The organism is Micromonospora sp. NPDC048907 (assembly GCF_055586885.1).
On sequence record NZ_JBVJHI010000005.1, the window covers coordinates 87,748 to 110,141 of the forward strand.

Annotated in this window: 22 protein-coding genes; 9 read left to right on the top strand and 13 right to left on the bottom strand. The window is 70.7% G+C overall.

The window, feature by feature from the left end:
* Nucleotides 1-37: 37 nt before the first annotated feature.
* Together ACZ6PY_RS18565 and ACZ6PY_RS18570 are read right to left on the bottom strand one after the other, a co-directional pair.
* Nucleotides 38-2,995, bottom strand: a complete 2,958-nt coding sequence (locus ACZ6PY_RS18565; protein WP_466073729.1) for a M4 family metallopeptidase — start codon at nucleotides 2,993-2,995, stop codon at nucleotides 38-40.
* Between the two features lie 153 nt (nucleotides 2,996-3,148).
* Nucleotides 3,149-4,090 carry an alpha/beta hydrolase gene (locus ACZ6PY_RS18570; protein WP_466073731.1) on the bottom strand — a complete coding sequence of 314 codons (942 nt, stop codon included), beginning with the start codon at nucleotides 4,088-4,090 and terminating at the stop codon, nucleotides 3,149-3,151.
* Nucleotides 4,091-4,175: 85 nt separating this feature from the next.
* Here ACZ6PY_RS18570 and ACZ6PY_RS18575 point away from each other — a divergent pair, with 85 nt between their 5' ends.
* Complete coding sequence (locus ACZ6PY_RS18575; protein ID WP_466073733.1) at nucleotides 4,176-4,931, top strand: PIG-L deacetylase family protein; 756 nt, start codon at nucleotides 4,176-4,178, stop codon at nucleotides 4,929-4,931.
* A 54-nt stretch (nucleotides 4,932-4,985) separates the two neighbouring features.
* Here ACZ6PY_RS18575 and ACZ6PY_RS18580 read toward each other — a convergent pair whose 3' ends face one another.
* The 5 genes from ACZ6PY_RS18580 to msrA form a co-directional block, all read right to left on the bottom strand.
* Complete coding sequence (locus ACZ6PY_RS18580) at nucleotides 4,986-5,399, bottom strand: MmcQ/YjbR family DNA-binding protein (RefSeq protein WP_466073735.1); 414 nt, start codon at nucleotides 5,397-5,399, stop codon at nucleotides 4,986-4,988.
* A gap of 80 nt (nucleotides 5,400-5,479) precedes the next feature.
* Complete coding sequence (nhaA, locus tag ACZ6PY_RS18585; RefSeq protein WP_466073737.1) at nucleotides 5,480-7,390, bottom strand: Na+/H+ antiporter NhaA; 1,911 nt, start codon at nucleotides 7,388-7,390, stop codon at nucleotides 5,480-5,482.
* 61 nt (nucleotides 7,391-7,451) lie between these two features.
* Entirely contained in the window at nucleotides 7,452-7,880 is a 429-nt protein-coding gene (locus tag ACZ6PY_RS18590) for an OsmC family protein (RefSeq protein WP_466073739.1), read from the bottom strand.
* 511 nt (nucleotides 7,881-8,391) lie between these two features.
* Complete coding sequence (locus tag ACZ6PY_RS18595; protein WP_466073741.1) at nucleotides 8,392-9,048, bottom strand: TetR/AcrR family transcriptional regulator; 657 nt, start codon at nucleotides 9,046-9,048, stop codon at nucleotides 8,392-8,394.
* A gap of 210 nt (nucleotides 9,049-9,258) precedes the next feature.
* A complete protein-coding gene (gene msrA, locus ACZ6PY_RS18600; RefSeq protein ID WP_466073742.1) occupies nucleotides 9,259-9,765 on the bottom strand; it encodes a peptide-methionine (S)-S-oxide reductase MsrA in 507 nt (168 codons plus the stop codon).
* 442 nt (nucleotides 9,766-10,207) lie between these two features.
* Here msrA and ACZ6PY_RS18605 point away from each other — a divergent pair, with 442 nt between their 5' ends.
* From ACZ6PY_RS18605 to ACZ6PY_RS18620, 4 genes are all read left to right on the top strand, one after another.
* Entirely contained in the window at nucleotides 10,208-11,125 is a 918-nt protein-coding gene (locus ACZ6PY_RS18605; protein ID WP_466073743.1) for an NADP-dependent oxidoreductase, read from the top strand.
* A 99-nt stretch (nucleotides 11,126-11,224) separates the two neighbouring features.
* Nucleotides 11,225-11,614 carry a GNAT family N-acetyltransferase gene (locus ACZ6PY_RS18610; RefSeq protein ID WP_466073745.1) on the top strand — a complete coding sequence of 130 codons (390 nt, stop codon included), beginning with the start codon at nucleotides 11,225-11,227 and terminating at the stop codon, nucleotides 11,612-11,614.
* Nucleotides 11,615-11,717: 103 nt separating this feature from the next.
* Nucleotides 11,718-12,662, top strand: coding sequence for an NADP-dependent oxidoreductase (locus ACZ6PY_RS18615; protein ID WP_466073747.1), 945 nt, complete (start codon nucleotides 11,718-11,720; stop codon nucleotides 12,660-12,662).
* A 164-nt stretch (nucleotides 12,663-12,826) separates the two neighbouring features.
* Complete coding sequence (locus tag ACZ6PY_RS18620; RefSeq protein WP_466073749.1) at nucleotides 12,827-13,981, top strand: MFS transporter; 1,155 nt, start codon at nucleotides 12,827-12,829, stop codon at nucleotides 13,979-13,981.
* 86 nt (nucleotides 13,982-14,067) lie between these two features.
* On the opposite strand, the gene ACZ6PY_RS18625 is transcribed toward ACZ6PY_RS18620, so the two are convergent.
* On the bottom strand, nucleotides 14,068-14,535 hold the full coding sequence (locus tag ACZ6PY_RS18625) for a YkgB family protein (protein WP_466073751.1): 468 nt from the start codon (nucleotides 14,533-14,535) through the stop codon (nucleotides 14,068-14,070).
* Nucleotides 14,536-14,885: 350 nt separating this feature from the next.
* Between ACZ6PY_RS18625 and ACZ6PY_RS18630 the strand changes: the two genes are divergently transcribed.
* The 3 genes from ACZ6PY_RS18630 (at nucleotide 14,886) to ACZ6PY_RS18640 (ending at nucleotide 18,307) form a co-directional block, all read left to right on the top strand.
* Nucleotides 14,886-15,782: an NADP-dependent oxidoreductase gene (locus ACZ6PY_RS18630; RefSeq protein WP_466073753.1), complete on the top strand. Its 897-nt coding sequence runs from the start codon at nucleotides 14,886-14,888 to the stop codon at nucleotides 15,780-15,782.
* Nucleotides 15,783-15,887: 105 nt separating this feature from the next.
* The gene (locus tag ACZ6PY_RS18635; protein ID WP_466073755.1) at nucleotides 15,888-17,315 is read left to right on the top strand and encodes a cytochrome ubiquinol oxidase subunit I; all 1,428 of its coding nucleotides are present in this window, start codon (nucleotides 15,888-15,890) and stop codon (nucleotides 17,313-17,315) included.
* Nucleotides 17,312-18,307, top strand: a complete 996-nt coding sequence (locus ACZ6PY_RS18640; RefSeq protein ID WP_466073757.1) for a cytochrome d ubiquinol oxidase subunit II — start codon at nucleotides 17,312-17,314, stop codon at nucleotides 18,305-18,307. Before ACZ6PY_RS18635 ends, ACZ6PY_RS18640 begins: the two co-directional genes overlap by 4 nt.
* On the opposite strand, the gene ACZ6PY_RS18645 is transcribed toward ACZ6PY_RS18640, so the two are convergent.
* The 5 genes from ACZ6PY_RS18645 to ACZ6PY_RS18665 are packed head-to-tail and all read right to left on the bottom strand — an operon-like array spanning nucleotide 18,213 to nucleotide 21,967.
* Nucleotides 18,213-18,782: a S26 family signal peptidase gene (locus ACZ6PY_RS18645; protein ID WP_466073759.1), complete on the bottom strand. Its 570-nt coding sequence runs from the start codon at nucleotides 18,780-18,782 to the stop codon at nucleotides 18,213-18,215. The two genes, ACZ6PY_RS18640 and ACZ6PY_RS18645, sit on opposite strands and share 95 nt — an antisense overlap.
* A complete protein-coding gene (locus ACZ6PY_RS18650; RefSeq protein ID WP_466073761.1) occupies nucleotides 18,782-20,629 on the bottom strand; it encodes an ABC transporter ATP-binding protein in 1,848 nt (615 codons plus the stop codon). Before ACZ6PY_RS18650 ends, ACZ6PY_RS18645 begins: the two co-directional genes overlap by 1 nt.
* A complete protein-coding gene (locus ACZ6PY_RS18655) occupies nucleotides 20,626-21,162 on the bottom strand; it encodes a TlpA family protein disulfide reductase (protein WP_466073763.1) in 537 nt (178 codons plus the stop codon). Before ACZ6PY_RS18655 ends, ACZ6PY_RS18650 begins: the two co-directional genes overlap by 4 nt.
* Before the next feature lie 9 nt (nucleotides 21,163-21,171).
* Nucleotides 21,172-21,723 (bottom strand): MauE/DoxX family redox-associated membrane protein, encoded by a 552-nt coding sequence (locus ACZ6PY_RS18660; protein WP_466073764.1) that lies wholly within the window; start codon nucleotides 21,721-21,723, stop codon nucleotides 21,172-21,174.
* A 34-nt stretch (nucleotides 21,724-21,757) separates the two neighbouring features.
* The gene (locus ACZ6PY_RS18665; protein WP_466073766.1) at nucleotides 21,758-21,967 is read right to left on the bottom strand and encodes a hypothetical protein; all 210 of its coding nucleotides are present in this window, start codon (nucleotides 21,965-21,967) and stop codon (nucleotides 21,758-21,760) included.
* A gap of 167 nt (nucleotides 21,968-22,134) precedes the next feature.
* Here ACZ6PY_RS18665 and ACZ6PY_RS18670 point away from each other — a divergent pair, with 167 nt between their 5' ends.
* Nucleotides 22,135-22,284, top strand: a complete 150-nt coding sequence (locus tag ACZ6PY_RS18670) for a hypothetical protein (protein ID WP_466073768.1) — start codon at nucleotides 22,135-22,137, stop codon at nucleotides 22,282-22,284.
* Nucleotides 22,285-22,394 lie beyond the last annotated feature (110 nt).

A 22,394-nucleotide genomic window follows, 5' to 3' on the forward strand; every position in this document is an offset into this window, starting at 1 on the left:
CGGCGCGCCGTCGTGCGGTGCGCCTCCTAGCCGGGGCTCACTTGCAGGACTTGGCTCCCTTCGCGTACGCCAGGCCGAAGCCGCCGGCCGACGAGTCCATGAAGATCACCTCGCGTCCGGCGCCCGCGGTGGCGAACATCTGCGCGCCCGGGCTGCACGACGCCGGGCCCACGTACGTGCCGTTAAACGTGTACTGCTTGAGCTTGGGGTTGAGCGAGTTGTCCGGGTAGCCGCCGTTCGCGAGCCAGAGGTCCACGGGGGCCTCCTCGGTGATCGTGAGCGTGGTGTCGGACAGCGTGAGGACGTCGGCGCGCTTCGCCTGCGGGGAGTTCTCCTCGAAGAGCAGGTGGCTCGTGCCGGTGGCGAAGTCGAAGAGCCGCACCGAGTCGTGGTAGGTCCCCTGGCTCCACGTGCCGTCGACGTACCTGCCGAAGTCCCGGTTGATCACCCAGGCGACGCCCGTGCCGGACACCTCGGGGTAGCTCATCGTCTCGGCGCCCGGGTCACCGCCGGCGAAGGTCGTCGTTCCCTTCGCGACGTCGTACACCTCGACGCCCAGCGACCACCGGTTGCCGTTGGCGTCGGGCTGCGCGTAGTCCTCGTACCGGACGTAGGAGATCTTCCCGTTCTTGACGCTCGGCGCCGTCGCGTTACCGAGCCAGTCGGGGTGCGCGAGGGTGTGGACGGTCCGCGAGCTGCCCTTCAGGTAGCGCACGACGTCGAGGTATCCCTGCTCCGGATCGTACTGGCTCCACGCGACGACGCTGCCGTCGAAGCCCAGGCCGTCGATCCGGTACGGGGAGCTGTAGAGCTCCTCGACGTCGCCGCCACCGACGGGCGCCGACAGGATGCGGTTGGTCTCCCACGTCGGCGAGTCGGGGTTGTCCTGGATCGACAGCCACACGACCCGCTTGCCGTCGGTGTGCGGGAAGCTGTGCGGGTTCCCGTCGTTCGGGGAGATCCGGTACGGCGCGACCTTGCCGTCGGTGCGGCCCACCCAGATCGACGGCGGCTGGGTGTGGTTCGCGTCGGACCGCGGCACGGTGAACCAGCCGCCGGCCATGCTCGCCTTCATGTCGATGTACAGCCCGGTGTTGAGCCGGTCGACCAGGACGTCGGTGTTCTTGCCGTACAGGTTCGCCTTCCACTTCGCGGTGATGCCGCGCGAGTCGAACGCGGCCCGCACCACCTTGAGGTCCTTCTGGCCGAGGCCGGAGGACTTGGCGGCGGCGAGCACCGCCTCACGGGCGTCGACGAAGTCGGACATGGGCGTGAGGTAGTCGGTCAGCGCCCGGTAGACGATCCGGTCGGCGACCGGGCCACCGAACGTCTGACGAAGGTCCCACAGCGCCCCGGACACGATCGTCGAGTTGAGGTGCACGCCGCCGTCGTCCATCTGCGGCGTGTCCATGAGGTGCTGGAAGTCCGCCGTGGTGGCGCCGTCGTCGAGGTTGCGCAGGGCGCACTTCGTGGGCGCCAGGGTGCGGCAGAGGTCGCCGCCGATCAGGCTCGCCTCGGGGTCGGACATCGACGTGCCGGCCGCGTCGAGGTCGATGGCGTTGCCGAAGTAGTCGGCGATCGCCTCGTTGAGCGCGCCCGGCTGGCCTGCGTAGACGAGGTTGGCGGAGTTCTCCACCACACCGTGCGTCATCTCGTGACCCACCACATCCGGGTCGGCGGCCAGCGGCAGGTACTCGTCGTCGCCGCTGCCGTACACCATGCGGGTGCCGTCCCAGTACGCGTTGACGAACGGGTAGCCGCCGTAGGTGATGCCGACGATCGAGTTGATCGGCATGCCGTCGTCGTCCAGGCTGTTGCGCCCGAGCTTCGCCTGGAACCACTCGAACACCTTCGCGGCGTCCCAGGCCGCGTCCACGGCGCCGGCGTCGGTGAGGTCCGCGCCGAGGGTGCTCGACGGCGACGCGAACGGCCCCACGCCCTCCGGCAACTGGCCGTCGAGCAGTTCGTAGTAGTCCCGGCCCCGAGCGTCCCAGGTGGTGATCGGCACGGTCCGGCCGTCCGGGAGGGTGTGGGTCTGGTCGATCATGAGGTAGGAGTTCGCGTCGTCGGTCCGGACCAGCGGGACCGGCACGGTGGCACCGTGCAGGCTCCGGCCCTCGCCGACGACCGGCGTCGTGCCGTTGCCCGACGCCGGCGGCTCGGTCACGGCTCGCGGCGCGACGGCGGTCCCGCCGGCGGCCAGGGCGGCGGCCTGCTGCGCGGTGGCGAACGGCTTGATCCGGCTGACGCTGAGCAGGGTCACCCCGTTCGTCGCGCCCACGTACACGTCACGGAGCACGGGCTGACCCGTGACGACGTCCCTGCCCCGGACGAGCACCCGCCGCGCGAGCACGCCGGTGCCGGTCGGCATGACCACGAGCCCCTGGTCGGTGCCGCTGAGGTCGGCGTGGGCCGCGTCGGGCTTCGTGCCGGGCCGCGGGGCGCCGGCCACGACGGCCGCGCCGGGGTGCAGGCTCCTGCGTACGTCCTCGACCGCCCGGGAGATCGCTACGTCCGCGGGCATCGGAGCGTTCGTCGTGTCGACGTCGAGGTCCGTGAAGTAGCTGCCCGACGTGCCGGTGACCGTGCGCTTGCCGGCCTTCTTCTCCATCCGCACCACGTACTGGGCGCCGAACACGGGCAGGCCCTTGTACCTCTGGTTCAGCCGGACCGTCTCCCGCGCACCCTGCGTGTCGACGCTCGCCGTCGTGAGCGTGCCGGCCGGGTCGGCCATCCTGTAGCGGTCCTTGTGGCCCGTGAGGTGGGCCTTGGCTGCCTTGTCCGGTGCGATCGTGGCGTCGACCGGGTCGGCCAGGTCGTCCACGAGCGCGGGGGTGTCCGTAGCGGGCGCCACGGTGGCCGGAACGGACGCCTCCGCGGCCGTCGTCGTACCCGTGGGCGACCGGGTCGCCGCGTTCGCGGGCTGGGCAGTGGCGCCGAGGAGGGCGGCCGCCGCCAGAATGGCGAGAGCCGGTGGTGCCTTGAGTCTGCGCATCTGTGCTCCTGCAAGGTGTCCAGCGCCCGGCCGACTCCTTGCGGCACGGGGTTCGCTCACCCTCACCGCGATGTCATCGTTGACACAAGGACGACTTTGCGCACCTGCACAAGTCAGAAGCCGCCGAGGAAGCGCTGATCCGAGTGGCAGCCGTCACCGGGCGGCGCCGTCCGGTGGTGCTCCTGTTTGCCCCTCCGACCAGCGGTGCAGCACGGCGGCCAACTGGGCCAGGGCGACATGGGCGCCGTCGAACAGCGCCAGCTTCCGCGGGAAATTGTGGATCAGCCCCTGGTACCGGACTGCGGTGACGGGAACGTCCGCCGCCAGCAGCCCGGCGGCGTACCGTTCCCCCTCGGCGGACAACAGGTCGAGCTCGGCGGTGATGACCACGGCGGGCGGCAGGCCGGCGAGGTCGGCCCGCATGGGGTTCAGATCCGGCTGCGTACGGTCCACGCCGGGTGGGGCGAACGCGTCCCAGAAGAACCGCATCTCCTCCCGGTCCAGGCCGTACTCGTCCAGCGCCGGGTAGTCCGCCGCGGGGTCGATGACCGGGCAGACGAGGAGCTGCCCCGCAAGCCGGATGCCGGCGTCCCGGGCCCGCCGGGCGGTCACCGCCGCCAGGTGCCCTCCCGAGGAGTCGCCGGCCACCGCAGTCCGGCGTGGATCGAGGCCGTGCCGAGGCGCCTCGGGCCCGCGCAGCCAGGTGAGCGCGCGCACCATGTCGTCCACCGGGGCCGGGTACGGATGCTCGGGCGCGAGCCGGTAGTCCACGGAGAGCACGGCCCAGCCGGAGGTGGCCGCCATGTGCCGGCACAGCCCGTCGTGGGTGTCCACACTGCCCATCACCCAGCCTCCGCCGTGCGCGTAGAGGACCACCGGCGTCGCGTCGTCGTCGCCGTCGCGGTAGAGCCGGGCGGGCACGCCACCGGCGTCGACGGTCAGCACGGACCGGATCGCCGGGCCGCTGCCCACCTCGGCGGGAGTCGCCTGGACCATGCTGAGCCGTGCCGCCGGCAGGTTCTCGCGGGTGAGCGGGACACGCTGCTGGACTCGCATCGCCGCCCGCGCCTGCGGGTGGAGCCGGCTGGGGTCCACCCGGCCAGTATCGCCGGCCCGGCGGACGTCAGTGTTGCCGACACGGCGGTGCCGGACGGACGAAAATGCCGCTACGGTCTGGACCGTGGACGAGCTTCTGCCGGCGCTGCCGGAGGACTGGGACCGCTGTCTCGCGGTGGCCGCACACCCCGACGACATCGAGTACGGTGCGGCCTCGGCGATCGCCCGCTGGACCGCGCAGGGCAAGCAGGTCACCTACCTGCTGGCCACCCGGGGCGAGGCGGGGATCGACGCGGTGCACCCGGACCAGGCGGCGCCGTTGCGCGAGGAGGAGGAGCGCGCCGGGGCCCGCGAGGTCGGCGTGGACGTCGTGGAGTTCCTCGACCACCGCGACGGCGTCGTCGAATACGGTCCGGACCTGCGCCGCGACATCGTGCGGGCGATCCGCCGGCACCGGCCCGAGGTGATCGTCTCGGGCGCGTTCACCGTCCGCATGGTGGGCGGTATGACCAACCAGGCCGACCACCGGGCGGTGGGACTCGCGACGCTGGACGCCGCCCGCGACGCGGGCAACCGGTGGATCTTCCCGGAACTCGTGGACGAGGGGCTGCCGCCCTGGGGCGGTGTGCGCTACGTCTGCTTCGGCGGCGCCGAACGCCCCACCCACGGGGTGGATGTGACAGGTGAACCGTTGCGGCGCGGCATCGCCTCGCTGGCCGCGCACGCGGAATACACCCAGGGCCTCGGTGTCGCCGGACCGGAACCCGGGCCGTTCCTGACCTGGGCGGCCCGCCAGGGCGGGCCGGCGCTGGGCGTGGAGGCGGCGGTCCTGTTCGACGTGCACACCCTCACCTTCGAGGGCCCACCACCCTGGCTCTGAGCCCGGCCGGACCTCTGTCCGCTGAGGGTGTCGCGCTCGTGGGCACATCCCGGGTCAGTCTGGTCCCGCGTGGGCGCTCGATCGCGGTGCCGGGTCACCGCTGCCGTCGTCGAGGTCACCGACGAGCGATTCCGGGGCACGCATGCGCCACGCGTCGGTGACGAGCTCCTTCAGACGATCGACGCTCACCTGCGCCAGCCGCAACATGACGAGGGGCAACCCGTCGTACGCGGACGTGGTGAAGAAGACCTCGGGCTCGCCGAGGAGCAACGCCTGCTTCTCCGCTTCGTCGCCCACGTACAGCACCGCGATGTCGGTCCGGATGCGGCGCGCCGCACCCGGTCTGCGCTCGGGGTAGGACCAGGCGAACCCTTTGTTGGCGACCCGGAAGTCGAAGCCGTCACTGTCGATCTCGACGACGTGCGGCAGCGCCAGCGCCAGGTGACGGATATCGTCCGCGTCAGCCATCGAGGTCACTCCCGGACACCGCCTCCTGCATCCACACAGCCTAACCGCCGCGGTCGCCGAGTCCGAGGCCGTCTGACGGCCTACCGGCGTGCCGTCGAGTCAAGGGAATCCGCCCCTGCGCGGGTCGCCGGTGCCCTGCGGCCGAGGCGGGCCCGCGCTCGCGCCGTACGGATGGCGGCGGTCAACGTCGTGATGTCATAGGCGCCGTAGTGGCGGCGGCCGTTGATGAAGAACGTCGGGGTGCCGGACACTCCGCTGTTGTCGGCCGAGTCGATGTCGCGGTCGATGCGGCCGGCGTGGGCGTGACGTGTCAGCTCGTCGCGGAAGCGTTCCTGATCCAGACCGAGGTCACCGGCGTATTGGCTCAGATCAGTGGGGTTCAGCTTGTCCTGATGGTCGAGCAGCAGGTCGTGCATCTGCCAGAACTTGCCCTGAGCCGCCGCTGCCTCGGCGGCCTCGGCTGCCAGCCGGGCTTGCGGGTGCACGTCCGGCAGAGGCAGGTGACGCCACACGAATCGCAGGTCGGAGTCGCCCAGCAGCTGCCGGACGGCTGGCTCGGCCTGCCCGCAGTACGGGCACTGGAAGTCGCCGTACTGCACCAGCGTCACCGACGCATCGGCTGGGCCGCGAACGTGGTCCCGCTCCTCGTCGACGTCCGGGACGAGGTCGGTCAGCTCCGTCATGTCGCCGAAAAGCGCCCGGGTGCGCCTGTCCCTGGGCAACATGTTGGTGACGCGGAACGCGGTCCAGGTCAGCGCCGAGGCTACGATCGCGGCGCTGAGCACCCCGACCTTGACCTCCGCCAGTTGGTCGCCGGTGAAGGCCAGGCTCGCGATCAGCAGCGACACCGTGAAGCTGACACCGGCGATCGTGCCGCTGCCGAGCACGCCCGCCCAGCCCACCGCCGGCCGGATGCGACCGTGCGTGATCCAGGTGAGCCCGGCCGAGGTGCCGATCACGGCGAGCGGCTTGCCGACGACGTACCCGAGCAGTACCCCCCAGGTGACCGGCGACGTGAACGCCCGGGCCAGGAACGGGCCGTCGATGCCGATGCCGGCGTTGGCCAGGCCGAACAGCGGCACGATGACGTAGCTGGACCAGGGGTGGTAGATGCGCCGAAGGCGGTCGTTGGGCGACAGCGTGTTCGCGAGGCCGATCGAAGCCGTACGCGCGAGCGTGGGTGTCGGCTGCTCACGGAACGACCGGAACAGCCCGCTGACCTGCTCGAGTTCGGCTCGGCCGGGAGAATAGGCGAACGCGGTCAACCCGATGGCGAGTCCGGCTACCACCGGGTCGACTCCGCTGACCAGCAGCGCGCCCCACATCACGACGGCGACCGGCGCGTACGCCGAGCCACGTCCCACGCCGGCCGTGCGGATGGCCAGCATCACCGCGAACGCCGCTACGGCGACCACGAGGGGCATCATCCTGATGTCGTCGCTGTAGACCAGGGCGATGACGATGAGTGCGATCAGGTCGTCGACCACGAACACGGTGAGCAGGAAGATCCGGACCCGGTCGGGCACACCCCGGCCGAGAAGTGCCAGCAGGCCCAGCGCGAGGGCGGTGTCGGTCGACATGGCCACGCCCCAGCCGTGCGCGCCCGGCCCGCCGTGGTTGATCGCCAGGAAGATCAGCACCGGGATCAGCATGCCGATCACGCCGGCCACGGCGGGCAGCACGAAACGTCGCCGGTCGCGTAGGTCGCCGAGGTCGAACTCGCGCCGTGTCTCCAGGCCGACGACCAGGAAGAACAGCGTCATCAAGCCACTGTTGATCCAGGTGTGCAGGTCGCGGGAGAGCTCGAGGTGCCCGAGGCTCAGGGACAGCGGGGTGCGCCAGACGGCGTCGTAGGAGCCGGGGTCGATGTTGGCCCAGAGCAGTGCGGCGACGATGGCGGCCACGAGCACGCCGGCGCTGCCGGACTCGGTCCGCACAAAGGCTCGCAGCGGTGCGGCGAGTTTCGGCCTCCAGACCGTTCGGCCGCTCATCCTGGTTTCGGTCACACGTCACCTTCCGCGCTGCTGGGCCAATCAGTGAGCGGGCCCGATATCAGCGCGGCCCGACGAACTCGGTCCGCACGCTCCATGCGAACTGGATCAGCAGCGTCACCGGGGACTTCTCGGCAATGTCATGCATCACCTTCAGATCGTCGGCGTCAGGCTCCTCGCTCAGCGTGATCGTGCGCTGCAGGTAACGCTCCGCGCCGTCCTGCTCGGGTTCGTGGTAGTCGATCTCGACGGTGATGTCACCGGCGGTGTCGTACTTGTAGTCGACGTACTGCCGGAGTGTCTGAGCGGTGCACGACGCGAGCGCCATCAACAGGTACTCCGTCGGCGTCGGACCGTCGCCGAGCGCGCCGTTGTGCGGCTCGTCGGCGACGAACGTGAAGCCGCCGGTGGTCAGGTCCGTGCGCCGGCGTTCGGTGGCCGGGAGGACAGCTCGGGCGGATGCGACGACACGATCCTGATTGGTTTCCATCAGCCGCGCCTTCCTGTAGATCCTGGTGATGACGGTCCAGGTACGCGGATCCAGCAGCAGCCGAGCCGCCGTCTGTGCGGACGGCTGTGGCTAGGCGTATCGCCCCGCGACCGGGTACCTCAGCAGGCTAGCCACTTCCGGACTAGATAGTCCAATTGATCGCTCGCAGTCGCGGCCGCGCAGCCCTCGACGACCATCGGCCTGACGGTGTCAAGCTGCGTTGGGAGGCGGTGATGGCCAGGGTTCACCCCTCCGGAACCGATCAACGCCGCTCCCGGCGTTGGACTCATCAGTCCGACAGGGCTAGGATCCAGTCAGGGCGACGATCGCCGTAGTCTCCCGGGACTGGGCGGACCTGAACCCGGACACCGTGAGGGACATTCGATGCTCAGTGATCCGCAGTCGCGGCACAAGGCGGTCCAACGACGCGGGGGCAACTCGATGGCGGCTTTCTCACCGCGGTGAGAGGACCGGCACCTGCCGTCGGCCATCGTGTGGCGGACGGGCTCGATCAGCGGGTCGGCTCGCCGGACGGCTCCGAGAGGTAGGACTTGATGTGGTCCAGCGCCATGTCCAGCGCCACCTCCATGGGCGCGACGTTGTGTGCGGCGTTCGCCAACAAATAGCCGCCCTGCAGAGCTGCCATCAATCCCGTGGCCAGCTTCTCCGGGTCGGCGTCCTGGCGCAGGGCGCCGCTGTCCCGCATCCGGTGCAGACCGTCACTGATCAGCTTCTCCCACGCCGCGAACGTCTCCAGCAGCATCGATCGAGCCTGCTCATCTTGATCGGACAGCTCGACCGCCATGGACCCTAGGCCGCACCCGTATCTGCCGTTGTTCAGCGAGTTGGCCTGGACCAACGCGTTGCGCCACCGGACCAGCCCCGAGAAAGATCTCAGCCGTTCGAGCCCTCCGCGCTCGCGCTGAAGCACCAGCTCACCTCGATATCTGACCAACGCTCGCACGAGCTCCTGCTTGTCGGCGAAGTGGTGGTAAAGCTGCGACTTGCTGGTCTGGCTCGCCTCGCGGATGTCGTCGAGGGTCGTCGCGTTCACTCCGCGGACGAACATCAGCCGGTTGGCCGCCTCGAGGATCCGCTCTCGCGTCGCGAGGCCCCGTTGGCTGATCCTCCGCCGACTCGTCGGCGCGGCCACCTGCTCGTCGCTCATCGGCCAAGTGTATCCAGCGCGCCGGATAATCCCTGGAAAATGGGACCGTTGAGTCCGCTCGGCGGCGTGGCCGCCTTCGCCTAGCGCAATGTTCGGCCAGCTCGGTCGAACGGGTGCCGGATCCGCGAGATCATCGACGGGTGACTGTTTCCCGGACCATTCGGTCCGTGCCCTGCCAACGCCACGGCTCCGGCCCGCGCGCCGGAGGGGTCAGGCCGTCGCCCGCTTCGGGAGCTTCCACCCGGGGCGGGGGAAGTGGCAGGTGTAACCGTCGGGGTAGGTCTGCAGGTAGTTCTGGTGCTCGGGCTCAGCCTCCCAGAAGTCGCCTGCCGGGGTGACCTCGGTGACGACCATACCGGGCCACAGCCCCGAGGCGTCGACGTCGGCGATCGTGTCCTCGGCGACCCGCTTCTGCTCGTCGCTGGTGTAGAAGATCGCCGAGCGGTAGCTGGTGCCGATGTCGTTGCCCTGGCGGTTCTTCGTCGAGGGGTCGTGGATCTGGAAGAAGAACTCGAGCAGCGCGCGGAAGTCGGTCCTCTCGGTGTCGTAGACGACCTCAATGGACTCCGCGTGGGTTCCGTGGTTGCGGTAGGTGGCGTTCGGGACGTCTCCGCCGCTGTAACCGACGCGCGTGGAAACGACGCCGGGCTGGCGGCGGAACAACTCCTCCATCCCCCAGAAGCAGCCGCCGGCGAGGATCGCCTTCTCGGTGGTCACGTCGTCTCCCTACTTGTCGTTGGTGTCACTCGATGAACAGGTACGGCATTCGATCAGGCGAACGCACCTTATGCGCCGGTTGCGGCCTGCCTGCTCCTCCGCTCATTGGACTACAGAGTCCGGGCGTGATGCTCGGAGCGGGTCGACCGGAAGCCACAGCCGTAGCGCATGAGCTGCGTTGAGCCACCTCCACTCTAGCAGCTCGCAGGCCCACTAACTGGACTTGACAGACCAGTTTTTGCGAGGCTACGTTCGGCCACCGACTGACAAGACGATCCTTCGCGTCCTCGTGAGCGAGGCGCGTGTCCATCGGTGCCCCTGGCAAGCCGGCGCCGTCCAGACCGGCCGCGTCCCGGTGACCCTTCGGGTCAAACGCCGAACGGGCCTTCCCCGCCTGCCGCAGCTGCCGCAGAGCGAACACATGACCGAGGAGACAGTTCCCATGAAAGCGATCGTCGTCACGGACCAGGCAGCGGGAGCGACCGGGATGACGCTGGTGGAGCGGCCTGAGCCGAAACCGGCGTTGAACGACGTCGTTGTTCAGGTTCATGCCTCGGGATTCACTCCGGGTGAGCTGACGTGGCCCTCGACCTGGACCGATCGGCTTGGCCGGGACCGGACGCCGTCGATCCCCGGGCACGAGCTGGCCGGAGTGGTCAGCGCCCTCGGGTATGGCACGACGGGACTGTCGGTGGGACAGCGGGTGTTCGGCCTCACGGACTGGAACCGCGACGGCACCCTGGCGGAGTACGTTGCCGTCGAGGCACGCAACCTCGCGCCGCTGCCCGGCGACGTCGACTTCACCGTGGGCGCGAGCCTGCCGATCTCAGGCCTGACCGCGTGGCAGGGACTGTTCGTGCACGGCCGTTTTCAGGCGGGGCAGAGCGTCCTCGTCCATGGTGCGGCAGGCGGAGTCGGCTCGATGGTGACCCAGCTCGCCACAGAGGCCGGCGCCTACGTCATCGGCACCGGACGGGCAGCCGACCGGCAGACCGCACTCGACTTCGGCGCACAGGAGTTCGTCGACCTCGACAACGACGCCCTGGAGGACGTCGTCGCCACCGATCTCGTCTTCGACGTGATCGGTGGCGACATCCAGAAGCGCTCCGCGGGCCTGGTCCGAGCGGGAGGAACGCTGGTGACCATTGCCGGCCCGCCCGAAGCGCGGCCGGCGGACGGCCGGACCGTCGATTTCGTTGTCGAGGCCGATCGCGCGCAGCTGGGTGAGGTCGTCCAGCGCATCAGGGATGGCCGGCTGCGGGCGAACATCGGCACCGTCGCGGCCCTCGACGACGCCGTCGCCGCCGTCAACCGGACCGAGCGGAGCACGGGAAAGACGATCATCCGCGTTCGCTCGTGACGATTCAGGAGCGAGGGGTACGTCGACGGCTTTCGCCTCCCCGTTGGACGACATGCGCCTGGCCGAGCACGACTACCGCCACGACCCGGGAGTGATCTGATGACCACCAACGACCGCGAACTTTCCATGACCGACACCGCCGAGCCGGCCCATGACATCCCCGCGTTCGACCTCCACGTCGTCAACGACGAGAAACTCGGCATCTACGGCGCCACCGTCGGGGACCGGGAGGTGGCCGGGCTGCCCTACGACGACGCCGGCAACGACCGACTCGTGCTGCTGGCCACCTCGGTGATCCCCGAATTCCGCGGACAGGGCATCGCCACCGAGCTGATCCGACGTGTCTTGAACGACGTGCGTGGGCGAGGCAAGAGGGTCACCGTCATGTGCCCGGTCGTGCGCACGTTCATCGACCACAACCCCGAGTACGCCGACCTCGTCGACCCCGAGCACCCGGGAGCAGCCCAGGGACACACCCAGGTGCCCTGAACCCACCTCCTGACGGCCTGGGTGGGCACGGCAAGGAGATCAGCCGGGGCCATCGGTAAGGGCGCGCGGAAAGACCAGGACCGGTACTGAGAGAGGTAGCCAGATGAAAGCGATAGTGGTGACGGACCGGGCCGCCGGCAAGGCGGGCATGAGGCTGGTGGAGCGCCCCGAGCCGGACGCGGCGAGGCTGGCCAGCCTTGAGGGCGCGAACTACGGCGACGTCGTCGTTGCCGTTCACGGGTCGGGATTCACCGGGAATGAGCTGGAGTGGCCCTCGACCTGGATCGATCGCCTCGGCCGCGACCGGACGCCGTCGATCCCCGGCCACGAGGTGGCGGGGGTGGTCACCGCTCTCAGCTATGGGACAACCGGGTTGTCGGTGGGACAGCGGGTGTTCGGCCTGACGGACTGGACTCGCGACGGCACACTGGCCGAGTATGTCGTCGTCGAGGCGCGCAACCTTGCGCCACTGCCCGGCGACGTCGACTTCACGGTGGGCGCCGGCGTCGCGATGGCGGGCCTGACGGCGTGGCAGGGACTGTTCGATCACGGCCACCTCGTGGCGGGGCAGAGCGTCCTGGTGCACGGCGCGGCCGGCGCGGTCGGCTCGATGGCGACGCAACTCGCCCGTCAGGCCGGCGCCCACGTCATCGGCACCGGACGTGCCAGCGGCCGGAAGACCGCAGTCGACTTCGGCGCGCACGAGTTCGTCGACCTCGACAACGACACCCTGGAAGACGTCGGCGGAGTCGATCTGGTCTTCGATGTCCTCGGCGGCGACATCCAGAAGCGGTCCGCGGGTCTGGTTCGAGCCGGAGGAACGCTGGTGACCGTCACCGGCCGGCCGGAGGCGCGGCCCGCTGAGGGCCTGGCGATCGACTTCGTCGTCGTGTCCGACCGCGCCCAGCTGGGTGAGATCGTCCGGCGGGTCCGGGACGGACGCGTGCGGACGCACATCGGCACCGTGGCGGCCCTCGACGACGCCGTCGCCGCTCTCAACCGGACCGAGCGGACCCCGGGGAAAACCGTCATCCGCGTCCGTCCCTAGGGACTCGGGCCGGCTGCGCATCCACCCGAAGCCTCCAGAAGCTCTGGGGCCGGTTCAGACCAAGGAAAAGGCACGCATCGATGCAGCGCACGGCACCTGTGATCAACCAGGCTGGCCGGAGCAGGACGCTCCGGCTGGCCTTCTCATCGGCGGTGGTCTCCCTGGTGGCCACGTTTGCCGCGTCGGCCGCGCCGATCCCCCTGTTCAACGTCTACCGGGCTGAGGACGGATTCACCAACGCCGGCATCTCGATGGCCGTCGTCACCACCGCCGTCGGCACGATCGCCGCACTGTTGGTGCTGGGGCGACTGTCCAATCATCTGGGCCGGCGGCGCACCGCGATCGCCAGCCTCGGCCTGCTCCTGCTGGGCTGCCTGCTGCTCCTGCACGTGCACGACATCGGCACCCTGCTGGCCGGTCGGCTGCTCATGGGGGTCGGTACCGGCCTGGCCAGCAGCAGCCTCACCTCCTACATCGTCGACGCCGCACCCACCAGGCCGCAGTGGTTGGCCGCCGTCGCCTCCAGCCAGGGACCCATGCTCGGCCTCACCCTCGGCGCCATCACCTCCGGCGCCCTGGTCCAGTTCGGTCCCTGGCCACGCGACCTCATCTACCTGCTGTGCGCCGGTCTCCTCGTACTGTCCGCCGCGCTCATCGTCGTCAGCCCGGAAACCGCGGAGCCGACGGCGGGCGCGTGGCGATCGCTGCTACCGCGGGTCCGCGTACCGGCCCGGGTCAGGCATCTGCTCCCTGTCGCGGCGGCGGTGTTCCTGGCCACCTGGGCGACCGGGGCCTTCTACCAGGCCTTCGTGCCCGCGCTGGTCGACGACCAGCTCCACACCCACAGCCCGTTCGTCCTCGGACTGGTGTTCGCCGCCTACATGGCCCCCAGCGTTCTCGGCGCTCCCCTCGGCGGCCGGTTCAGATCCGCGGCGGCCCAACGGATCGGCATGATCATCTTTCTGGCCGGGTGGATCGGCATCATCGCCGCGATCTCCATCGGCACGCTGGCGCTGTTCGTCGCCGCAACCGTCGTCGCCGGCGCCGGTCAAGGCATCGCCATCAGCGCCGCCACCCGCGGCCTGCTGCACGACAGCAGCCTGGCCGACCGGGCACCGATCTTCAGCCTGATCTACGTCCTGTGCTACAGCGGCGCCGCCTTCCCCAGCCTCCTTTCCGGGGAACTCTCGAAGACCTTCGCACTGCCGCAGATCGTCCTCGGATATGGCGGACTCGCCGTCGTCGCCGCACTGCTCACCGTCCTCGCCGCACGTGACCCGCACATCGGCACGGCCGGCACAGCCGGCATGGCGAGTTGACATACGCGAGCGGCAGGAACACCTGATGATCATGAAAGCTCGCCAGTCCGGGTACCCGGTCCTTGATCGAGCGCTTGCCGCGAGGCTCAGCAGGGGCGGGCGGCGCGCAGCGACTCGGCAGCCGTCATGAGGGCGGCACCGAGGAGCACCGTGTCCTTCAACAGGAATTGCCCCAGCTGGGACAGACTCAAGACCCCCTGCCCCTCCTGCCGGGCCTCGGGCGTCGTGGCCAGGAAGCTGAGGGTGGTGAGGAACATCCCGACCGCCCCGAAGCTACCGATCGCCGACGCTCTGGGCGCAAGCGGCTTCGCGGCGATCAGGGAGCCGACGGCGAGCTCCGTGACCCCGATGAGTCGGTTGAGCCGCTGGGCACCGAGCTTCGCCCGGAACCGCGAGAACAGCGGACTCGAGGTGACCAGAGGCTCGTCATTCTCGACCTCGTACTGCCTGAACTTGAGGGCACCGATCCACAGGATGTTCGTCGCCAGTGCGCAGCGCAGGACCGAGAGGCCCACGGAAGCGAGGTCATCGGCCGAGGCGTGTCGTGTGCCCATCGCTCGCTCCTAGTCGCTGTGTCGACGGTCGGCGTGCCGGGGACCATTACCCGCTCGGAACCGCCACACGCACGGGGGGCGCGCACATCACCGCCCGGACGTGACCCCGGCCGGGGCGGAGGGCTGGATCGCGTACGTGGCCCCTGATACCGCGCTTCCCAACCGAACGACCAAGGGTTGCGGAAGTCCCACCGGGGCGCTGCCTAACCGCCCGATAATGCGGGAGTTGGCCTCCGGCTCGTCCCAGCGGCGGCCGCGGGCCGATCGACATGTGGCCGGGAGGGGGCAGTCGTCGGATGAGCACGATGCACGCCGTGAGAGCTCACACCAGAGGCGGGCCGGAGCGGCTGGTGTACGAGGAGGCGCCGCGGCCGGAGCCGGGGCCAGGTGAGGTGTTGGTGGCCGTGAAGGCTGCCTCCATGACACCCACTGAGCTCACCTGGCCGCAGACGTGGACGCACAGCTCGGACGGGTCGGGGCCGGAGCGCACGCCGATCATCCCGTCGCATGAGTTCTCCGGCGTCGTCGCGGCGTGCGGGGCGGGGGTGGACAGCCCCGCCGAGGGAGAGGCCGTCTACGGGTTGATCCCCTTCACCAGCGACGGCGCGGCCGCGGAGTACGTCGCCCTGCCCGCGGCGGTCCTGGCGGCCAAACCCGCCAGCGTCGACCACGACCACGCCGCAGCGCTCCCCTTGGCCGCGTTGACAGCGTGGCAGGCACTGGTGGACCACGCCGACCTGCAGGCCGGCCAGCACGTGCTGGTGCAGGGCGGCGCCGGCGGCGTGGGGAGCTACGTGGTGCAGCTCGCGGCCGGTCTCGGTGCTCGCGTGAGCGCCACGGCGGCGGCGGCCGACCTGGAATTCGTCAGGGGTCTGGGTGCCGAGCAGGTCATCGACTACGCGCACGACCGCTTCGAGGATCACGTTCGGGACGTCGACGTGGTCGTCGATCTCGTCGGAGGAGGCACCCAGTCCCGGTCCTGGTCGGTCCTGAGGCCGGGTGGTGTCCTGGTCACCCTCGTGACCCCACCCGACCAGCAGGAGGCCGCCCGGCACGGCGTACGAGGGGTGTACTTCATCGTCGAACCCGACCGGAACGCGTTGCGTTCCATCGCCGAGCTCGTCGACAACGGCCGGTTGCGGCCGGTGCTGGACCGGGTGGTGCCCCTCAGCGAGACACGCTCCGGTTACGAGGCGCTCGCGACGGCCAAACGCCGCGGGAAGATCGTCATCCACGTCGCTGACTAGGCACCGTCGCTGCGGGCGCTCGGGGTGGCCGCCCGTCACCCTGCGCTCCGCCTGATCTCACCCCATCGGTACGTTTCCGGCAGCCGTGACCGGGTAGCACGGGCCATGCCTGGTCTGTCGCTGATGACGGTCGGCGCCGCTCTGGTGCCGGCCGATCCGGCGCAGCTGCTGCCGGCGCGCGAGCAGATGGCCTTCACCCTCGGCTTCCACATCATCCTGGTGCCGTTCGGGGTGGCCTTCACCTTCCTGATGTTGGTCGCGAACGCCCGGGGCATTCGTCGCAACGACGAGACCGCGCTGCTGCTGGCCCGTCGCTGGTCGCAGGTGGCGGCGGTGCTGTTCGCCGTCGGCGCGGTGTCCGGGACGGTGCTGTCGTTCGAGCTCGGGCTGCTCTGGCCGCGGCTGATGGGCACCTACGGCGCGGCGTTCGGCATCCCCTTCGCGATCGAGGGTCTGTTCTTCTTCCTGGAGGCGATCTTCGTCGCCATCTACGTCTTCGGGTGGCAGCGGATGCGCCCGTGGCCGCACTTCTGGACCGGTGTGCCGGTGGTGCTGTCCGGGATCGGCGGCACGCTGTCGGTGGTCGCGGCCAACGCGTGGATGAACCAGCCGGGCGGGTTCACCATGCGGGACGGCAGGATCGTGGCGGTCCGCCCGCTGGAGGTGATCTTCAACGGGGCGTTCGGGTTCGAGGCCGTTCACATGCTGCTGGCCGCGTACATGGTCGCCGGGTTCGTCGTCGCCGGCGTCTACGCCGCCGGGATGCTGCGCGGCCGCCGCGACCGGTACCACCGGCTCGGCCTGGCGATACCGCTGACCGTCGCGGCGCTGGTCACCCCGGTGCAGATCTTCGTCGGCGACATCGCCGCGCGCGAGGTCTACCGGAACGAACCGGCGAAGTTCGCCGCGATCGAGGCCGTACCGACCACGGGCACCCACGTGCCGGAGGTCCTGGGCGGCGTCTACGCGAACGGGAAGGTGCACGGCGGCATCGAGATCCCGTCGGGGGCCTCGCTGTTGTCCGGCTACTCGCCGTCCACCCGCATCCGTGGCCTGGACGCCATCCCCGCCGAGGTGCGGCCACCCGACCGGCTGGTCGCGATCGTCCACCTGAGCTTCGACGTCATGGTCGGCATCGGCACGGCGCTGCTCGGACTCTCCGCCTGGTGGGCCCTGGCCTGGTGGCGCCGCCGTGACCTGCCGCGCAGCAGGTGGTTCCTGCGGGCGACAACGGTGAGCGGGGCGCTCGCGGTGGTGGCGCTCGAGGCGGGCTGGGTGGTCACCGAGGTCGGCCGGCAGCCGTGGACTGTCGTCGGTCACCTCCTCACCCGGGACGCGGTCACCACGTCCGGCAACCTGTGGCTGTTCTTCACCGCCACCGTGGCGCTGTACGTGGCGGTCGGCGCCACCACCGTGTACGTCCTGCGGCTGCTGCGCCGCCGCTGGCGCGACCAGGGCGGGGCGACCGAGACGGACGTGCCCTACGGCCCGGCCCGGGGTCCGGAGGCCACGCCGGCGGCAGGTCAGGCATGAGTACGTTCGCCGCCCTCGTGTTGTTCATCGGCGTCACCGCCTACGCCGTGCTCGGCGGCGCCGACTACGGTGCCGGCTTCTGGGATCTCACCGCCGGTGGCGCGCGGCGCGGGCGGAACTCACGGCACCTGATCGACCAGACGTTGGCGCCGGTGTGGGAGGCCAACCACGTGTGGCTGATCTTCTGCCTGGTGATGCTCTGGACCGGCTTCCCGTCCGCGTTCGCCGCGATCATGACCACGCTCTACATCCCGCTCGGCCTCGCCGCGCTGGGAATCGTGGTCCGCGGCAGCGGGTTCGCGTTCCGGAAGGTGGTGGTGAAGACCGACCAGCAGCGGGCGACCGGGGCGGCGTTCGCCACCTCGTCGGTGATCACGCCGTTCTTCCTCGGCACGGTTGCCGGTGGGATCGCCTCCGGGCGGGTGCCCGCCGGCGGGCACGGCGATCCCGTGACGAGCTGGGTCAACCCGACGTCGCTGCTCGGCGGGGTGCTCGCGGTCGGGGTGTGCGCGTTCGTCGCCGCGGTGTTCCTCACCGCCGAAGCCCGGACCCGCTCGGACGCCCGCCTGGAGGGCTGGTTCCGCCGCCGGGCCCAGGCCAGCACCGTGGTGACCGGGGCCGTGGCGCTGGCCGGGATCGCCATCCTGCACGCCGACGCCGGGCGTCTGTTCGACGGGCTGACCGGCCGCGGCCTGCCGCTGGTGCTGGTCTCCGCGGCATGCGGGCTGGCCAGCATCGCGCTGCTGCATCGGGCGGCACCGCGGGTGCTGCAGGCGCTCGCCGTCGGCGCGGCCGGCACGGTGGTGGCCGGCTGGGGCGTCGCGCAGTACCCGTACCTGCTGGGCACCCACCTCCGCATCGGCGAGGCCGCGGCTCCCGACGCCACCCTGGCGTCGCTCACCGTCGTTGCCGCCGCGGCGCTTCTGCTCGTCGTGCCGGCCATGGCGCTGCTGTTCGTCCTGCACCAGCGCGGTCACCTGGACACCACCTGACCGCTTCCGGTCCCGCCTCACCGGGCCGGGTCGCCGAGCTGGAGTGCTGTCCGGAACAGCGGGCGACCGCGACCACGAGCCGCGCGGGCAGCCCGGTCCATTGTCGGCTGTCCTCACTGCGCGGGTTGTCCCCGATGACCATCACCTCGCCGGGTCGCACCGTGGCGCCCGCCGGTAGGTTCCTCGCCGCGCGTACCTCGGGCGGGACCGGATCGCCCGCCAGCGCGACAAGCCGCTTGATCCGCCATTCGCTCAGGCCGGGTTCCCGGGTGGCGTCCGGCGGCGCGACGAGCAGGACCACCGCGCCCCGGTCGTCCGGACGGACGGCACGGCGGACCATGAGAACCCGGTCGCCCTGCCTCAGGGTCGGCTCCATACTGCGGCCGAACACCGTCACCCGGACGTACCGGAGCCGCAGGAAGACGAACGCCCCGGCCAGGAGGCTGCCGGCGAGGGCGGCGACGGTTCCGGGCATCACGCACCCACCGTCGCGCCCGGCCGGTCGCGGTAACCGTCGGCCTGCAACGCGAACAGCCGGGCGTACGTGCCGTCCAGACTGATCAGCTCGTCGTGGCTGCCGGCCTCGGCCACCCGGCCCGCGTCCAGGACCACGATGCGGTCGGCGTCGCGCAGCGTGCCGAGCCGGTGCGAGATCAGCAGGCTGGTACGGCCGCGGCGGTACGTGCGCAGGGCCCGGTGCACGCTGTGTTCGGCCCGCGCGTCGAGACCCGAACTCGGCTCGTCGAGGATGAGCAGGTCGGCCTCGGTACGCATCACCGAACGGGCCAGCGCCACCCGCTGCCACTGCCCGCCGGACAGGGTGGTGCCCGCGCCCGCGGCGTCGCGTTCGTTGACGAAGAAGACGCGGCTCAGCAGGGTGTCGTACCCGGACGGCAGGCGGCGGAGGAACGGATCGGCGTCGACCAGCCGAGCGGCGGCCGTGACACGGGACCGGTCGTCGAGGGCGTCGAGCGCGCCGAGCCCGATGTTCTCCGCCGCGGTCAGGTCGTAGCGGACGAAGTCCTGGAAGACGACGCCGAGCCGGGCCCGGAGCAGCTCGGGCCGTACCGAGCGGATGTCGACGCCGTTCCACCGGATCTCGCCGCGCTGCGGGTCGTAGAAGCGGCACAGCAGCTTCGCGATCGTGCTCTTGCCGGCACCGTTCTCACCGACGAGCCCGACGGCACTGCCGAACGGGACGGTGAACGAGACGCCGCGCAGCACCCAGGGCCCGTCGTCGTAACGGAACCACACGTCGCGGAACTCGATGCCGTCGCGCAACGGTTCGAGCGTCCCGTCCGCCACCGGCAGGTCCGGCGGCGCCGCGAGCACCTCACGGTAGGTGCCGAACATCAGCAGGGCCTCGTACGCCGAGACGAGCTGGGCGGCCGTGCCCAGCAGGGCGACCTGCACGCCGGCGACGGCCGCGACGAACAGCATGACGTCACCCTGGGTCAGTTCGCCCGCCGCTGCCCGGTGCACGGCCAGGAGCAGCCCGACCGCCGTGACGAGCCCGCTGAGCAGCGCCGATCCCGCCCGGAGGCGGAACACCCGCCGGTCGAACGCGTCCTCGGTCCGGTTGGTCTGTCGGGTGGCGTCCAGCATCCTTCCGTAGAGGAACGGCCCGGTGCCGAACAGCCGGCCCTCCATCGCCGCAGCCCGGTCGGTCAGCAGCATCTGGTAGAACAACCGCCGGCGGTACCCGGGCGACGTGACCAGCTGCATTCCGGCCCGGCCGCCGGCCAGGCGCAGATCGACCACCACGACCGGCACGGCGGCCAGCACCGTGAGGACGACCATGGGCGGCCACAGGACGTACAGCGCCGCGACGAAGCCGGCGAGCCGGACCAGGCCGCCGGCGGTGCCCGCCAGCCCGTTGGTGGTCTGTTGCGGGGCGGACTCGCCGGCCTGCTGGGCCAGCCGCAGGCTGTCGTACAGCTGCGGGTTCTCCAGCGGCGCCAGTCCGACGAACGAGTTCACCTTGGCGAACAGGGTGCGCTGGACCTCCAGGGTGATGCGGCGGCGCAGCATCGGCGTCACGTACTGGTCGAGCTGGCCCAGGACCGCGACCGCGATGCCGGTCAGGGCGACGCAGGCGCCCAGCCGGAACGCCCGGCCGAAGTTCCCGTCCGCGACGTCGTCGATGAGCAGCTTCGACAGCCAGGCGAGCAGGACGGCGGCACCGCCCTGGACGATCGCGGTGCCGAACTCGGCCGCGGTCAGCCACCGACTGGCCCTCCAGCCGAGTCGCAGCGCATCGCGGAGCCGGGCGCGACTCTCGTGCCATCCCGGCCACCTGGTGGCCGATGCCGCCGGTGTCATGCGGCGACGGGAACGGACAGCGCGGCGACCGAGTGGGCCGCCACGGTCAGCCGACCGTCGGTGAACTGCAGGAAGGTCGGGTACGCCGACACCCCGAACGCGGCGAAGCGGGCGTCCTCGTAGCCGGCCGTTTCCATGGTGTCGCAGCTGGCACTGAGCGCGTCGACCATGCCTGCGGCGCCGGCCTCCGCCGGGCCGGAGACGACGGCCACCGCCCGCCCGCCGGCGGCCCGCAGCTCGGCCGCGAACGTCTCGAACCGGGGCAGGCTCTCCCGGCAGGGTCCGCAGGTGGTCGACAGGAAGGCCAGTACCACGGTGCCGGTGGTCAGGTCCGCCGAGGACAGCGCTGACCCTCGGGTGGTGAGGCCGGCGAAGGCGGGCAGTTCGAGACCGAGCGCCGGCAGACCGGGGTCAGGTGTCGGGGTGGCGGCCGGCCGTTCGCGGACGATCTTGCTGAGCCGCAACACGAGAGCGAGGTTGAGCGTGCAGGCCGCGGCGAGGATGACGACCGCGGCGAGAAGACCGGTGTGCACCATGGCTCCTCAGGAGTAGTGACCCGCCAGGAAGCGCGCGTCATCCCAGTAGATGATCGGTAGAGCGAGTCCGGCGCCGACCACGCCGGCGAACGCGGCGAGCAGCCAGGCGTCGAGCGAGGCCGGCGCCGCGGGCGCGACCACCGCGGTGACCGCGGCGGCGCCGAACGCCAGCAGGGCGAGCAGCAGATTCCGCCACAGGTGGTCGCGGCGGAACGGGCCACCGGAGGAGCCGAAGCAGCGGCACGGCGCGGTGCTTCCGCGGCGGAGAGCTCGCAGGACGACGGCGGTGAACGCGAGCAGCAGCAGCCCGGCGGCCACGAGTCCGACGGCGCTCAGGGTGGGGGTGACGAGCAGTGTCGCCACCCCCACCTCGACCGCCGCGACCGTGCCCCCGAGCGCCACGGCGAAGCGGCCTCGGCCCAGTCCCAGACTGTGAACCGAGCCGGTGAACTCCCGCAGTGCCTGCCGGGACCGGACCTTGCTCAGTCCCGCCAGGAGAAGGACGCCGTTCAGCAGCAGGCGGACGATCACCAGCAGGAACCACATCTGGAACCTCACCCCGAGTCTTGGTGTCAGGAAACGACAGGCCGGATCAGCAGGCGAACGTCTCGCACCGGCACGCCCACGACGTGTACGTGATGGCGCAGGTGCCCGACTGGGTGGCCACGCGGGTGCACCGGTTCCAGCTGTTGGGTCCGATCTGCGTCGCCTTGCACTCCGTCCAGCTCTCCCGGGGGCAGGTCGCCGAGGCGCTGGCGCGGCCGGCGGCCATGCCCAGCAGACGGTCGAGGACTCTGGTCATGTGACTCTCCTTGGTTGACGTGCCGGGTCTGCCGGCCTCTGGCTCTTCGGGTTCGGTGCGGGCGCCGAGGGCTGCCGGCGGCCGCGGTCGGAACGGCACTGAATCAGCACGGGTTCGGCGAACACACGCAGCTGTACTCGGCACCGCACCGCACGGTGCAGCCCAAGTTGATCGAACAGTCGCGCCTGCACCTCGCGGACCAGCCGTTCTGCTGGGTACACGTGGGCTCGCTCCAGGTGTCCGGCGCGCAGCCCGCGTACGCGGTCCGGGTGCCGGCCGCCATGCCGAGCAGCCGGTCGAGCAGTCTTGTCATCTGACCTCCCTGGTCCGTTCCCGCCGGGCACCTGCCCCACGTCTGGAAAGCATTTCCACCCCTCTTGCCGGGGTCTTCCGGTAGGTGGCGCCCGGTCACGCCGCGATCCGGTGG

Coding starts and splice junctions, on each gene's coding strand:
- ACZ6PY_RS18610 (WP_466073745.1), top strand. CDS start 11,225: ATGACCACCAACGACCGCGAACTTTCCATGACCGACACCGCCGAGCCG.
- ACZ6PY_RS18605 (WP_466073743.1), top strand. CDS start 10,208: ATGAAAGCGATCGTCGTCACGGACCAGGCAGCGGGAGCGACCGGGATG.
- ACZ6PY_RS18625 (WP_466073751.1), bottom strand. CDS start 14,535: ATGGGCACACGACACGCCTCGGCCGATGACCTCGCTTCCGTGGGCCTC.
- ACZ6PY_RS18565 (WP_466073729.1), bottom strand. CDS start 2,995: ATGCGCAGACTCAAGGCACCACCGGCTCTCGCCATTCTGGCGGCGGCC.
- ACZ6PY_RS18650 (WP_466073761.1), bottom strand. CDS start 20,629: ATGACACCGGCGGCATCGGCCACCAGGTGGCCGGGATGGCACGAGAGT.
- ACZ6PY_RS18580 (WP_466073735.1), bottom strand. CDS start 5,399: ATGGCTGACGCGGACGATATCCGTCACCTGGCGCTGGCGCTGCCGCAC.
- ACZ6PY_RS18595 (WP_466073741.1), bottom strand. CDS start 9,048: ATGAGCGACGAGCAGGTGGCCGCGCCGACGAGTCGGCGGAGGATCAGC.
- ACZ6PY_RS18645 (WP_466073759.1), bottom strand. CDS start 18,782: ATGCCCGGAACCGTCGCCGCCCTCGCCGGCAGCCTCCTGGCCGGGGCG.
- ACZ6PY_RS18615 (WP_466073747.1), top strand. CDS start 11,718: ATGAAAGCGATAGTGGTGACGGACCGGGCCGCCGGCAAGGCGGGCATG.
- ACZ6PY_RS18590 (WP_466073739.1), bottom strand. CDS start 7,880: ATGGAAACCAATCAGGATCGTGTCGTCGCATCCGCCCGAGCTGTCCTC.
- nhaA (WP_466073737.1), bottom strand. CDS start 7,390: ATGAGCGGCCGAACGGTCTGGAGGCCGAAACTCGCCGCACCGCTGCGA.
- ACZ6PY_RS18665 (WP_466073766.1), bottom strand. CDS start 21,967: ATGACCAGAGTCCTCGACCGTCTGCTGGGCATGGCCGCCGGCCGCGCC.
- ACZ6PY_RS18635 (WP_466073755.1), top strand. CDS start 15,888: ATGCCTGGTCTGTCGCTGATGACGGTCGGCGCCGCTCTGGTGCCGGCC.
- ACZ6PY_RS18640 (WP_466073757.1), top strand. CDS start 17,312: ATGAGTACGTTCGCCGCCCTCGTGTTGTTCATCGGCGTCACCGCCTAC.